This window comes from Streptomyces sp. ISL-100 (genome assembly GCF_018614615.1).
Lineage (GTDB): Bacteria > Actinomycetota > Actinomycetes > Streptomycetales > Streptomycetaceae > Streptomyces.
This window is the reverse complement of record NZ_JAGGOK010000025.1, coordinates 86,954-99,557: the sequence shown is the minus strand read 5'-3', so window position 1 is coordinate 99,557 and position 12,604 is coordinate 86,954. Positions and strand designations below refer to the sequence as shown.

The 12,604-nt window shown below is 70.6% G+C and carries 15 protein-coding genes and 1 pseudogene; 10 read left to right on the top strand and 6 right to left on the bottom strand.

Annotated features, from left to right (window positions below):
- The first annotated feature begins 135 nt into the window (after positions 1-135).
- The 4 genes and pseudogenes from J7E89_RS11495 (at position 136) to J7E89_RS11480 (ending at position 3,116) form a co-directional block, all read left to right on the top strand.
- Positions 136-696 carry a phosphatase PAP2 family protein gene (locus J7E89_RS11495; protein WP_214972233.1) on the top strand — a complete coding sequence of 187 codons (561 nt, stop codon included), beginning with the start codon at positions 136-138 and terminating at the stop codon, positions 694-696.
- On the top strand, positions 689-1,690 hold the full coding sequence (locus J7E89_RS11490; protein ID WP_214972229.1) for a decaprenyl-phosphate phosphoribosyltransferase: 1,002 nt from the start codon (positions 689-691) through the stop codon (positions 1,688-1,690). Before J7E89_RS11495 ends, J7E89_RS11490 begins: the two co-directional genes overlap by 8 nt.
- 20 nt (positions 1,691-1,710) lie before the next feature.
- Positions 1,711-2,022, top strand: a pseudogene (locus J7E89_RS11485) (GtrA family protein); the annotation flags it as partial.
- A complete protein-coding gene (locus J7E89_RS11480; RefSeq protein ID WP_214972222.1) occupies positions 2,010-3,116 on the top strand; it encodes a YihY/virulence factor BrkB family protein in 1,107 nt (368 codons plus the stop codon). The pseudogene J7E89_RS11485 and the gene J7E89_RS11480, both read left to right, overlap by 13 nt.
- Here J7E89_RS11480 and J7E89_RS11475 read toward each other — a convergent pair.
- Positions 3,064-4,536, bottom strand: coding sequence for a hypothetical protein (locus tag J7E89_RS11475; protein WP_214972219.1), 1,473 nt, complete (start codon positions 4,534-4,536; stop codon positions 3,064-3,066). The two genes, J7E89_RS11480 and J7E89_RS11475, sit on opposite strands and share 53 nt — an antisense overlap.
- On the opposite strand from J7E89_RS11475, the gene J7E89_RS11470 reads away from it, so the two are divergent.
- The 3 genes from J7E89_RS11470 to J7E89_RS11460 all read left to right on the top strand — a co-directional run bounded on the left by J7E89_RS11470 (position 4,475) and on the right by J7E89_RS11460 (position 7,825).
- Positions 4,475-4,726 (top strand): SCO4848 family membrane protein, encoded by a 252-nt coding sequence (locus tag J7E89_RS11470; protein ID WP_214972217.1) that lies wholly within the window; start codon positions 4,475-4,477, stop codon positions 4,724-4,726. The genes J7E89_RS11475 and J7E89_RS11470 overlap by 62 nt on opposite strands.
- A gap of 2 nt (positions 4,727-4,728) precedes the next feature.
- On the top strand, positions 4,729-6,111 hold the full coding sequence (locus J7E89_RS11465; RefSeq protein WP_214972215.1) for a metallophosphoesterase: 1,383 nt from the start codon (positions 4,729-4,731) through the stop codon (positions 6,109-6,111).
- Between the two features lie 157 nt (positions 6,112-6,268).
- Positions 6,269-7,825 carry an ABC transporter substrate-binding protein gene (locus J7E89_RS11460; RefSeq protein WP_214972214.1) on the top strand — a complete coding sequence of 519 codons (1,557 nt, stop codon included), beginning with the start codon at positions 6,269-6,271 and terminating at the stop codon, positions 7,823-7,825.
- Between the two features lie 21 nt (positions 7,826-7,846).
- On the opposite strand, the gene J7E89_RS11455 is transcribed toward J7E89_RS11460, so the two are convergent.
- Genes J7E89_RS11455 through J7E89_RS11445 form a run of 3 tightly spaced genes read right to left on the bottom strand, consistent with a single transcriptional unit; the run spans position 7,847 to position 9,389 of the window.
- Entirely contained in the window at positions 7,847-8,551 is a 705-nt protein-coding gene (locus J7E89_RS11455; RefSeq protein WP_214972213.1) for a TetR family transcriptional regulator, read from the bottom strand.
- 11 nt (positions 8,552-8,562) lie between these two features.
- Entirely contained in the window at positions 8,563-8,976 is a 414-nt protein-coding gene (locus J7E89_RS11450; protein ID WP_214972212.1) for a thiol-disulfide oxidoreductase DCC family protein, read from the bottom strand.
- Positions 8,977-8,981: 5 nt separating this feature from the next.
- Positions 8,982-9,389 carry a hypothetical protein gene (locus J7E89_RS11445; protein ID WP_214972211.1) on the bottom strand — a complete coding sequence of 136 codons (408 nt, stop codon included), beginning with the start codon at positions 9,387-9,389 and terminating at the stop codon, positions 8,982-8,984.
- A 136-nt stretch (positions 9,390-9,525) separates the two neighbouring features.
- On the opposite strand from J7E89_RS11445, the gene J7E89_RS11440 reads away from it, so the two are divergent.
- The 3 genes from J7E89_RS11440 to J7E89_RS42040 all read left to right on the top strand — a co-directional run bounded on the left by J7E89_RS11440 (position 9,526) and on the right by J7E89_RS42040 (position 11,953).
- Positions 9,526-10,014 (top strand): MarR family winged helix-turn-helix transcriptional regulator, encoded by a 489-nt coding sequence (locus tag J7E89_RS11440; RefSeq protein WP_214972210.1) that lies wholly within the window; start codon positions 9,526-9,528, stop codon positions 10,012-10,014.
- 75 nt (positions 10,015-10,089) lie between these two features.
- Positions 10,090-11,598, top strand: a complete 1,509-nt coding sequence (locus J7E89_RS11435; RefSeq protein ID WP_214972208.1) for an MFS transporter — start codon at positions 10,090-10,092, stop codon at positions 11,596-11,598.
- A 31-nt stretch (positions 11,599-11,629) separates the two neighbouring features.
- Positions 11,630-11,953 carry a pyridoxamine 5'-phosphate oxidase family protein gene (locus tag J7E89_RS42040; protein ID WP_214972206.1) on the top strand — a complete coding sequence of 108 codons (324 nt, stop codon included), beginning with the start codon at positions 11,630-11,632 and terminating at the stop codon, positions 11,951-11,953.
- 74 nt (positions 11,954-12,027) lie between these two features.
- On the opposite strand, the gene J7E89_RS11425 is transcribed toward J7E89_RS42040, so the two are convergent.
- Together J7E89_RS11425 and J7E89_RS11420 are read right to left on the bottom strand one after the other, a co-directional pair.
- A complete protein-coding gene (locus J7E89_RS11425; protein WP_214972203.1) occupies positions 12,028-12,198 on the bottom strand; it encodes a hypothetical protein in 171 nt (56 codons plus the stop codon).
- Positions 12,195-12,467 carry a hypothetical protein gene (locus tag J7E89_RS11420; protein WP_214972201.1) on the bottom strand — a complete coding sequence of 91 codons (273 nt, stop codon included), beginning with the start codon at positions 12,465-12,467 and terminating at the stop codon, positions 12,195-12,197. Before J7E89_RS11420 ends, J7E89_RS11425 begins: the two co-directional genes overlap by 4 nt.
- Positions 12,468-12,604 lie beyond the last annotated feature (137 nt).

Below are 12,604 nucleotides of genomic sequence, written 5' to 3'. Positions count from 1 at the left end.
GTGTGCTGGGCAAATGGGTGGTTGGTGGTGTGTCGTCAGCAATTAACATGACTAGTCTGCTTAATCCGAGCAGAGTCGCCCCTTGCCTGCGCCCGACCGACTGGCCGGGTCGCCGCTACGGAAAAGGGGTGACGGATGCGAGAGGTTGATCGCCGTCTGCTGTCGGCAATGCGGGACTGCGGTACGGATCCACGCGTGGCGGCCGCCGCCCGGGGGCTCTCCTGGTGCGGTGAGCACGGCGCCGTCTGGATCGCCGCAGGCCTCCTGGGCGCGGGGGCCGACCACGAACGCCGCCACGCCTGGCTGCGCGGTACGGCGCTGATCGGCGCGGCGCACCTGGCGAGCATGGGAATCAAGCTGGCCGTACGCCGCGCCCGCCCCCAGCTCGCCGCCCTGGAGCCCCTGGTGAGCACCGCGGGCCGGCACTCCTTCCCCAGCTCCCACGCGGCATCGGCGGCCGCCGCGGCCGTGGCCTTCGGCGTGCTGCGCCCCGCCGGCCACCGCCTTGTGCCGCCGCTGGCCGCCGCGATGTGCGTGTCCCGGCTGGTGGTCGGCGTCCACTACCCGACCGATGTCGTGGCCGGTGTCCTGCTCGGCGGGATCACCGCCGGACTCGGCGCGGCCTGGATGGCCGGGCCGGCCGCCGCCGCAGCCGTGGCCGTGGCCGCGACCGACGGAGGTGCCCCGTATGTCTGAGCGCAGTACCACCACCACAACAACCACAACCGCCACCACCCCCGCCGCCGTCATCGGGCAGCCCCGCCGCGCCGCGCCGCCCCGAGCGCCGAGGCGGCGGCCGCTGAGCCTGCCCGCCGGGTTGCTGCGCACCGCGCGCCCCCGCCAGTGGGTCAAGAACGTGCTGGTCCTCGCCGCGCCCGCCGCCGCCGGCGAACTGGCCTCCCCCCGGTCCCTGGCCCAACTGGCCGTCGTCTTCGTACTGTTCACCGCCGCCGCGTCCGCCGTCTACCTGATCAACGACGCGCGCGACGCCGACGCCGACCGCGCGCACCCCGTCAAGTGCCGCCGCCCCGTCGCCGCGGGCCAGGTCCCCGTACCCGTCGCGTACGCCGCCGGGGGGCTGCTCGCCGTCCTCGCACCGGTCGCCGCCGTCCTGCTCTGCAACGCGATGACGGCCGCTCTCCTCACGGCGTACGTCCTCATGCAGTTCGCGTACTGCGTGCGGCTCAAGCACGTCCTCGTCGTCGATCTCGTCGTCGTCACCACCGGTTTCCTGATGCGCGCGATGATCGGCGGCGTGGCGCTCCACATCCCCCTCTCCCGCTGGTTCCTGATCACCGCGGGCTTCGGCGCGCTCTTCATGGTCGCCGCGAAGCGCTACTCCGAGGCCGTGCAGATGGCCGGCCGCCCGGAGAAGCGCGGCGCCACCCGCGCCCTCCTCGGCGAATACACCACCGGCTACCTGCGCTTCGTCTGGCAGCTCGCGGCCGGAGTCGCCGTACTGGGGTACTGCCTGTGGGCGCTGGAGAGCGGCGGCACGGCCAACGGCAGCCTGCTGCCGTGGCGTCAGCTGTCGATGGTCGCGTTCATCCTCTCCGTGCTGCGGTACGCCGTTTTCGCCGACCGGGGCACGGCCGGAGCCCCCGAGGACGTCGTCCTGCGCGACCGGGGGCTCGCCGTCATCGGCCTGGTGTGGGTGGCGATGTACGGGCTCGCGGTGGCCGATCTGTGAGAGGGGCGGCCGTCAAGGGCCTGACCAGTGCGACCAGCGCGTACGCCGGAAACGCACTCGGCACCTACCGGCAGCGGCAGCAGCGGGCGGCGGTCCGCGTCCGGGCACGGGCGCGGCAGTACGCGATCTTCTTCGCCGTCAACCTCGCGGGAGCCCTCGTACAACTCCTCTGCCTCACCGCCTGCCACTACGGCCTCGGGCTCACCTCCCCCCGCGCCGACACCGTCTCGGGAGCGGTCGCCGGCATGGCGCTCGCCACCTGCCTGCGTTTCTGGGGAACCCGGACGCTGGTTTTCGCCGCGGAGGGTAGGCGCATTTCATGGACTGGCTAAAAAGACTGCCCGTCGTCGGCCCGTTCGTGACCCGACTGATGGTCACTCACGCCTGGCGTACGTACGAAACGCTCGACCGCGTCCACTGGACCCGGCTGGCCGCCGCGATCACCTTCATCAGCTTCCTCTCGCTCTTCCCGCTGATCACCGTCACCGCCGCGATCGGCGCGGCCCTGCTCTCCGACGATCAGCTGCACCGCATGGAGAACAAGATCGCCGAGCAGGTGCCCGGTATCTCCGGCCAGCTCGACCTCGCCTCCCTTGTGGAGAACGCGGGCACAGTCGGCCTCGTCGCCGGCGCCCTGCTGCTCTTCACCGGCATCGGGTGGGTCGGCTCGATGCGGGAATGCCTGCGGGCCGTCTGGGAGCTGGACGACGTGGACGAGGGCAACCCCGTCGTGCGCAAGCTCAAGGACGCCGTGGTGCTGGGCGGCCTCGGCGTGATCGGGCTGTCGTCCTGGGCCGCCTCCTCGATCGGCTCGACGGCCGTCGACTGGACCGCCGAACAGATCGGCATCCCTGAGAGCGGCGCGGGCGGCGTGATGCTGCAGATCGCCGCGCTCGTCCTCGCGGTCGGCGCGGACTTCCTGATCCTGCTGTACGTCCTGACCCTGCTGCCGGGGGTACAGCCGGTCAGGCACCGGCTGATCACCGCGTCGCTCATCGGCGCGGTCGGCTTCGAGCTGCTCAAGGTGCTGCTCGGCAGCTACATGAAGGGCGTCGCGGCGAAGAGCATGTACGGGGCGTTCGGCGTTCCCGTGGCCCTGCTGCTGTGGATCAACCTCACGGCGAAGCTGCTGCTGTGCTGCGCGGCCTGGACGGCGACGCGGCACGCCGGCGAACGGGCCGAGCAGGGTGACGGGTCCGACGGGTCCGAAGCGGAGAAGGCCGAGGACGACCAGGACGACGCACCGGCCGCCGGTCCGCCGGCCGCCGGTCCGCCGGCCGCCGGTCCGCCGGCCGCCGGTCCGCCGGCCGGTGAACCGCCGGCCGGGAGCCCGCCCACTGGAACCGGCAGCCCCCCGCCCGGCAGCGCGCCCGCTAGCGGCGCGGGCGGCGGCGCGCCAGGGCGGGCAGCGGCCAGCGCCGATTGACCAGGAACACGCCGGCCGCCAGCACCACCAGCGCGCCGCCCGTGATCGCGAGCGCGGTGCCGACGCCGCTGCTGCCGTCGTCGGTCACCGCGAGCTGGGTGGCCGGATCATTGGCGGCCGCCTTGTCGCCGCCTGTGCCGACCTCCTTGCCCTTGCCGCCCTTGCCCTTGGCGGAGGGTGCGTCGGGGCCGGTCTCGGCGGACTTCGGCGGCACGAGCTCACCCACCGGGGTGACCTTCCCCGAGGCCTCGAAGCCCCAGTCGAGCAGGCGGGCGGCCTCCTTGTAGACGGCGTGGCCCTCCTTCGCGGACGGGTTCATGACGGTCACCAGCAGCACCTTGTCGCCGCGCTGCGCGACACCCGTGAACGTCGCTCCGGCATGCGTGGTGTTGCCGTTCTTGACGCCCGCCATGCCCTTGTACGGCTCGATGTCCGGCGTGCCCGTCAGCAGGCGGTTGGTGTTCTGGATCTCGAAGGTTTCGCGCTTCTTCCCTCTCTTCTCGCCGGGGAAGATGGCGCTCGCAGTCGAGCAGTACTCGCGGAAGTCCTTCTTCTGCATGCCGCTGCGGGCGATGAGCGTCAGGTCGTACGCGCTGCTGACCTGGCCCTTCGCGTCGTAACCGTCGGGCGAGACGACGGTGGTGTCGAGCGCCTGGAGCTCTTCGGCGTGCGCCTGCATGTCCCGGACGGTCTTCTTCATCCCGCCGTTCATCTCGGCCAGGACGTGCACGGCGTCGTTGCCTGACTTCAGGAACACGCCGAGCCACATGTCGTGGACGGTGTATGTGTGCTTCTCCTTGATGCCGACGAGGCTGCTGCCCTCACCGATGCCGGCGAGGTCGGTGTCCTTCACCTTGTAGACCTGCGTCTTGGGCAGCTTGGGCAGGACCGTGTCCGCGAAGAGCATCTTCATGGTGGACGCCGGGGGCAGCCGCCAGTGGGAGTTGTGCGCCGCGAGTACGTCGCCGGATTCGGCATCGGCGACGATCCACGACCGGGCGCTCAGCTCCTTCGGGAGAATGGGGGAGCCCGGGCCGAGCTCCACCTGCGTACCGGGCTGCCCGAGTTGTGTGCCGCCCACCGTCGACATCGAAACTGGGGGCTTTGGCTGCTTGTCGTCCGCGGCTGCCGCGTGCGCGGGCAGTGCGGTGAGTGCGGGCAGCAGCGTTGCGGAGAGGACCGTCAGTGCGGTCTTTTTAACGGCAGACACGATCGAGAACGTACAGGGCGCTGATGTGGATGCGGACATGGCGGTAGTGACCCGCCGTGAGGTGCGCCAGGTCGGCCCAGCGCCGGTGTCCGCGCTCGCCTTCGCACCCCGGCGGCGGGGGGCGGGAGCCGGTGGCGATACTGGGCCTATGAAGCTCAGCCGCTCCGTCTCCTGGTTCCTGCTCGCCTTCGGGGTGTGGAGCTGGTTCATCTGGATCACTTTCGCCAAGAATTTGCTGAAGGACGGCAGCGGGCTCGCCTTCGACGACGCGGGTGACCCGACCACGTACTTCTGGGTGCATCTGCTGCTCGCCGTCACGTCCTTTCTCTTGGGGACGGCGGTTGGGGTGATCGGGTTCCGTGGCGTGCGGGCCCTGCGACGTGAGCGGAGCCAGGGATAACTGTGGTCGTCGTCTTCGTTCTCATCGCGCTTTCGGTCGTTGCCCTGCTGGCCGGGGCGCACTGGTACGTCTGGCGCCGCCTGGTCCGCGATACGACGGCACCGGGCGGCGTCGCCCGGCGGGCGGGGACGGTGGCGGCGGTGCTGCTGCCGCTGCTGGCGGTCGGCGCGCTGGTCTCGGGGCGGGCCGGTGTGCCGTTCTGGGCGCAGCAGGTACTGGCGTGGCCGGGGTACATGTGGCTGGCGGTGCTGCTGTACCTGGTGATGGCGCTGGTGATCGGCGAGGCGGTGCGGCCCCTGCTGCGGCGGGCGTTGGGCCGGCGGAGCCGGGGTGGTGCGGCCGGTGCCGGCGACGGGACTCCTCCCGACGAGCCCCTCGCCCCGGCATCGGCGCTCGGCGCCGCCGGCGGCGGGGCGCGAGCCGCGTCGCCGCTCGGCGCCACCGCGCCCGCGCCCGGTGACACGGACACGGTGACGGCACCTGCGCCTCCTGCCCCTCCCGCTCCTCCCGCACCGAATGCCGCCGACGCGGCCGGCAGTGGCTCCACCCCCACGGGTGAGTTCTCGCGGCGGTTGTTCGTCTCGCGGGTGGTGGGGGCGGGTGCCGCAGTGGCCGGGCTGGGGACCGTTGGCTACGGGACGTACGGGGTGATGCGCGGGCCGCGAGTGAAGCGGGTCAGGGTGCCGCTGGCCAAGCTGCCGCGTGGGGCGCACGGGTTCCGGATCGCCGTCGTCAGCGACGTACACCTGGGGCCGGTCCTCGGACGCGCGCACACTCAACGGATCGTCGACACCATCAACTCCGTCCAGCCCGATCTGGTGGCCGTCGTCGGTGACCTCGTCGACGGGAGCGTCGCCGACCTGGGGCACGCCGCCGAGCCGCTGGCGCAGCTCAAGGCCAAGCACGGGGCCTTCTTCGTCACGGGCAATCACGAGTACTTCTCCGGCGCCGAGCAGTGGGTCGAGCATGTGCGCGAGCTCGGTCTGCGGCCGCTGGAGAACGACCGCGTCGAGATCGCAGGCTTCGACCTCGCCGGCGTCAACGACATCGCGGGCGAGGAGGAAGGCCAGGGCCCCGACTTCGTACGGGCGCTGGGGGACCGGGACCGTACCCGCGCGTCCGTCCTGCTCGCCCACCAGCCGGTGGTCATCCACGACGCGGTACGCCACGGGGTGGACCTGCAGTTGTCCGGCCACACGCACGGCGGCCAGCTCTGGCCCGGCAACTACATCGCGGCCCAGGCGAATCCGACGGTCGCCGGCCTTGAGCGCTACGGCGACACCCAGCTGTACGTGTCCCGGGGTGCGGGGGCGTGGGGCCCGCCGGTCCGCGTGGGCGCGGAGTCAGACATCACGGTAGTAGAACTGTCCTCCCGCCAGGCGTAGCCGCGTCCTCAAACGCCGGACGGACTGAAAGGCACCGAGGCGGTCCTGCAACTAGCCCTTCCCCAGGTGAAGTTGGTGTGATTGGGTAGGGCGGATCTCCGGGGGGAAGTGCGGATTTTCGCATGCCGGTGGGTGGGGCGATGAGGAGAGCGCGGCAATGCGGTCGATCCGATTACGGATTCTGGTGACCTGCGCGGTCGTGTCGGCCGCCGCTGTCGGTGGCTGGCAACTGCTGTCCGCGGGGGACGGAAACAACGCCCCGATCAAGGTGGGCACCACGGACGCCGTCACCGGGCTCGATCCCGCCGGGGCGTACGACGCCGGATCGTGGGCGCTGTACAGCAACCTCTACCAGTCGCTGATGACCTTCAGCCCCGGCTCCGCCGAGCCGGTTCCCGACGCCGCGAGCGGCTGCCGCTTCGTCGGGCAGATGCTCCGGACGTACCAGTGCGAGTTACGGGACGACCTGACCTTCTCCAGCGGCCGCCCGATCACCGCCGAGGACGTCAAGTACTCCTTCGACCGGGTCATGCACATCAAGGCCGACGTCGGTCCCAAGTCCCTCTTCGGGTCGCTGAAGTCCGTCCGGGCCCAGGGCCTGACCGTCACCTTCAACCTCTCGACCCGCGACGCCACCTTCCCCTACAAGGTCGCCACGGGCGCGGGCGCCATCGTCGACCGGACGAAGTACCCGGCCGACGGCCTGCGTGAGGGCGACGCGGTCGACGGCTCGGGACCGTACGTGCTCAAGGCGTACGAGAGCGGTGTCAGCGCCCGCCTCGAACCCAACCCGAAGTACCGGGGCGCCATCGGGAGCGTCGGCAACGCGATCAGCGTCCGGTACTTCAAGAAGTCCGAGGAGCTCGACCGCGCCTGGAAGGCCAAGCAGGTAGACGTCACCCACCGGCAGATGCCGCCGGCCGTGGTTGCCGGGCTGGCGCCGGGTGACCCGCAGGTGGGGGTCCACGAGGCCGGCAGTTCCGAGATACGCCACCTCGTCTTCAACGTCCGCAAGGGCTCGCCGATGGCCGGGCGCGCTGTGCGGCAGGCCGCCGCCACGCTCGTCGACCGCTCCGGCATCGCCTCGTCGATCTACTACGGCACTGTCGAGCCGCTGTACTCGCTGATCCCGCAGGGCGTCACCGGCCACAGCACCCCCTTCTTCGACAAGAACTCCACCCACGACGCGGCGCGCGCCGAGCAACTGCTGCTGAACGCCGGAGTGCGGACCCCGGTCAGGATCACGCTGGGGTACGCGCTGGGCGGTGCGGCCAGGCAGGAGGCGGCCGAGCTGAAGCGGCAGCTCGAAGCTGAGGACCTGTTCGAGGTGCGGGTCGTGGAGAAGGCCGAGTGGGCGGACTTCCAGGCCGACTTCACGGCGGGCAAGTTCGACGCGTACACCGTTGGCTGGGTCATGGACTTCCCCGACCCCGACAACTTCAGCCAGCCGCTCGTCGGCAGCGGGAACAGCCTCAGCAACGGCTACGCGAACCCCGAGATCGACAGACTGATCCTGGACACCCAGCAGTTCAGCGACCGCGGCCGTACGGCGGACGACTTCCAGAAGCTCCAGCTGATCGTGGCGGACGACGTGCCGCTGGTGCCGCTGTGGCAGAAGAAGGACTACGTGCTGAGCGGCAAGGACATCTCCGGCGGGCAGTACCTGTCGGACGGCACGGGCGTGTGGCGCCTTTGGGCACTGGACTGGCTGTAGGGGAGGGCAGACGCGGCGACCTCAGTCCGCCTTGCGGCCGGCCGTCGCCTGGGCCATCCCGGGCAGGAAGTCCGTAAACAGTTCGTGCACTTCGCGTACGAGCGGACGCAGCACCCGGAAGCGGGCGAGCGCGACCCCGCGCGCGGTGAGGCGGGCGCCGCGTTCGGCGAGGCGGCGGCTGCGCTCCCGGTCCTCGGAACGGTCGAAGACCCAGTACAGGACGAGTCCCATCTGGGAGAGCCACATCAACTCGGGGAGGACGTCCCGCAGTTCCTCGGCGACCTTGGCCCTGGAGCCGGCCAGGACCTCCCGGTGGACGGCGATGGCCGCCTCGCGGGCGTGCTCCGACTCGGGCGAGAAGGGGCTCAGCGGGCTCTCGGGATCCGCGGCGTTCTTGAAGAACTGGGCGGCGAACTCGTGGTACGGCGCGGCGATGTCCAGCCAGGCCTTCAGCACCCCGGCCATCCGCGCCTCCAGGTCGGTCTCCTTGTCCAGTACGGGCCGGACCGCCGCCTGGTGTTCGGCGGCGATCCGGTCGTAGAAGCCCTGGACCAGGTGTTCCTTGGAGCTGAAGTAGTAGTACGCGTTCCCTACGGAGACGCCCGCCTCCTTCGCGATGGCCCGCATGGTCGTCTTGTCGTAACCACGGTCCTGGAAGAGCTGGAGGGCGGTTTCGAGGATGAGCGTGCGGGTCTGCTCGCTCTTGGGGGCCTTGTCTTCTGTCACGGTGTCCGAGCCTAACCGGGTACGGAACACCGGTCGTCGCAGGGCGCTGCGACGGCTGCTGCTCCGGTTGCCGTTACGTCCCGGTACTTGGCCGCCGCGAGCATCGTCACCCGTACGAACGGGGCACCCGCCGGGGTGGCGAGCCAGTGGGCCTTGGGCCGGTACTCGGCCAGCGCCCAGAGGCAGACCACCCAGGCGGCGGGGCCGGCGTAGACCTGACCCTGGTCACCGATGACGGTGATCTCCCGCATGGTGCGGGCGTGGTCGAGGCGCGGGTACCTGCGCCGCGCCTCGTCCGAGCCCGCCGGGACCAGGTCCAGCGGTACGAGCTGCCGTTGGCGCAGCAGCCAGGTCCGCAGGTGGACGCAGAGGGAGCACTGGGCGTCGTACAGGACCGTCAGGCGCTTGACCGGGAGGCCGCCCATCGCGCTCACGCTCCGGTGGGAGCGGCGGTCCAGCCCTGCGGCGGAACCGGGGGGAGCTGCTCGCGCTCCATGATCGAGCGCCGCCGGATCTTGTTGAGGACCCAGACGTTGCCGAGGTGCATGACGCCGAGGACCAGCAGGACGACACCGAGCTTCACCGAGAGCGCCTCGAAGAGCCCGCGGGCGTCCTCGACGGCGTCCGCCGCCTTGAGGTACAGGGCTACGAAGCCGAGGTTGACGAGGTAGAAGCCGACCACCAGGAGGTGGTTGACCGCGTCGGCGAGCTTCTCGTCCCCGTGCAGGACGCTCGCGATGAAGATGCGTCCGTTGCGGCTCAGCGTCCGGGCGACCCAGATGGTGAGCGCGACGCTGATCAGCAGGTAGATGGCGTAGGCGACAACAGTGAGGTCCATTCCCCACCCCTTCTTGAACGTGTTCAAAAGGCTGGCAGGAATGAACTTAGATCTCTTTTTGAACATGTTCAAGTAGGATGCGAGAAGCTCCACTTCCGGATAATCCGGCACGGATCCAATTGCTACGCTTGCCGGCATGACCGCCATGACGCCCACCCGCACCGAGCCGGACCTGTCCTTCCTCCTCGACCACACCAGCCACGTCCTGCGCACCCAGATGTCCGCCGCGCTCGCCGAGATCGGCCTGACGGCACGGATGCACTGCGTACTCGTCCACGCCCTGGAGGAGGAGCGCACCCAGATCCAGCTCGCCGAGATCGGCGACATGGACAAGACCACGATGGTGGTGACGGTGGACGCGCTGGAGAAGGCCGGTCTCGCCGAGCGCCGCCCCTCCACCACGGACCGGCGCGCCCGGATCATCGCGGTCACGGAGGAGGGTGCCCGTATCGCCGGGCAGAGTCAGAAGATCGTCGACCGCGTGCACCGGGAGGCCCTGGCCGCACTTCCCGAGGGGGAGCGGGAGGTCCTGCTGCGCGCCTTGAATCGCCTGGTCAACGACGGCCTGGCCGCCCCTGCTGAGAACCCTCGCCCCGCCCGGCGCGCGCGGCAGCCCAAAAAGTAGGGCTGAAAAAGATAGTCTGCAACAAAACCATCTGCTACGGTCTCTCCTGTCGCCCCAACTGACAGGAGAGACAGCATGTTTGCCACATCCGCATCCGAATCGGCACCGTCTCCCGCACCCACCGTTCCCCGTTCCCGCTGGCTCGCCCTCGGAGTCATCGCCACCGGGATGCTGATGATCATCCTCGACGGCTCCATCGTGACCGTGGCGATGCCGGCCATCCAGCAGGACCTCAACTTCACCCCCGCCGGCCTCAGCTGGGTGGTCAACGCCTACCTGATCGCGTTCGGCAGCCTGCTCCTGCTCGCCGGTCGGCTCGGCGACCTGATCGGCCGCAAGCGCATGTTCCTGGCAGGCACAGCAGTCTTCACCGCCGCCTCACTCCTGGCCGGCGTGGCCACCTCTCCGGCGGTACTGATCGCCGCCCGCTTCCTCCAGGGAATCGGCAGCGCGATGGCCTCGGCGGTCAGCCTCGGCATTCTCGTGACGCTGTTCACCGAGCCCAAGGAGCGGGCAAAGGCGATCGCCGTCTTCAGCTTCACCGGCGCGGCAGGCGCGTCGATCGGCCAGGTGCTCGGCGGCGTACTCACCGACGCGCTCAACTGGCACTGGATCTTCTTCATCAACCTGCCGATCGGCCTCGCCGCCCTCGCGCTCGCCGTACCCGTACTGCCGGGCGACCGCGGCCTCGGCCTCAAGGCGGGCGCGGACGTCATCGGCGCCGTCCTCGTCACAGCGGGTCTGGTACTGGGCATCTACACCGTCGTCAAGGTCGAGGAGTACGGCTGGACCTCGGCGCACACCCTCGGCTTCGGCGCGCTCGCCGCCGTACTGCTCGCCGCGTTCCTCGTCCGCCAGGCCACCGCGAAGAACCCGCTCATGCCGCTGGCGGTCTTCCGCTCCCGCAGCGTCTCCGGCGCCAACCTGGTCCAGATCCTGATGGTCGCCGCGCTCTTCTCCTTCCAGATCCTGGTCGCCCTCTACCTCCAGAAGGTGCTCGGTTACGGCGCCGCCGAGACCGGCCTCGCGATGCTCCCTGCGGCTGCCGTCATCGGTGCGGTCTCGCTGGGCGTCTCCGCCCGCCTCAACGCCCGCTTCGGCGAACGCAACGTCCTGCTGGCGGGCCTCGTACTCCTCATCGGCGTACTCGGCCTCCTCACCCGCGTCCCCGTACACGCCAACTACGCCATCGACCTGCTCCCGGTAATGCTGCTCGCCGCCGGCTTCGGCCTCGCCCTCCCGGCGCTGACCACGCTCGGTATGTCCGGCGCGAGCGACGAGGACGCCGGGCTCGCCTCCGGGCTGTTCAACACCACCCAGCAGATCGGCATGGCCATGGGCGTCGCGGTCCTCTCCACCCTGGCGGCCTCGCGCACCGAAAGCCTCGTAGCGGACGGCAAGACCCAGGCCGAGGCCCTGACCGGCGGCTACCACCTCGCCTTCGGCGTCGGCGCGGGGCTCCTGGTCACCGCTTTCGTAGTCGCGTTCACGATGCTGCGCCGCCCCGGGAGCCGGCCGTCCGCCGAGCAGGTCGACAACACCCCGGCCACCAATCCGGCCACCACCCACCCCGTCTCGGTCTGACCGACCACCCCACTGAGAAGGGCCACTGCCCATGAACGCGAACGCCACCACGAAGAACGACGGCCCGGCGCCCCGAGTGCTCACGGACGAGGAACTCTCCCAGCTGTTGCAGCAACAGCAGTTCGGCGTGCTCGCGAGCGTCACAAGCACCGGCCACCCCCACCTGTCGACCGTCCTCCAGGCCGCAGCCCTGCGCGCCCGCCTCGACCTCGACGCCATCGAGCCCGGCCTACGCGAAACCTTCGCCGGACTGCGCCGGGAAGTCGACGGCACCGCCGACCCCAGCAACGGCCTACGCTCCGCCATAGCCGCCCGCCTCGCCGACCAGCAGGCCGCACCGCCGTCGACTGCGTAGGCGCCACCCGCCGCGCCCGGAGACGACGAAGCCCCGCCCGGAGCGGTCCGGGCGGGGCAGGGGTCGGCAGAGAATCAGCCGCGCGGCGGGGCGGTCTCGGCAGGCAGGGGGCCGGGCGTGAGACGGGGCGCGCAGTCGGGGCAGGCATACAGCGTCACCCCGGGGCCGCTCGCCCGCTCGATGTAGCGCACCGCGACCGGGGCGAGAGTCAGCCGCTCGCAGCGGCAGTAGACAGCGGCGCTCACGCTCCTACCGCCACCCGGACCGTACGGCCGTCGGGCCGCACGTGCACGCTGTGAATCGTCGCCGGGCCCACGTCGATACCGCGCAGCGCCATATCCAGCGCCCAGCGCCGTTCGGCCTGCGCGCGCCGCTCCGGATCGTCCGGACGCCTGCGGGGCGCGGCCGTGACGTAGGGGCGTACCTGGCTGATCGTGTTCACAAACGGCCGCTTCTCGGCCGCCTCGCGGGCGTACGGGCTCTTGTGCTCCGGCAGCGTGCGCCGGGGCCGCACGGACGGGGCAGGGGGCGGCTGATGTACGGGGGGTGGCGCGATGCTTCCCGCGCGCGGGGAATAGCCGCGCGAGGAGGCGCAAAAGGTGCGCGATAAGGTCAGTCACGTTCGTCAGCTCCCAACATGGGGCTGTCAGC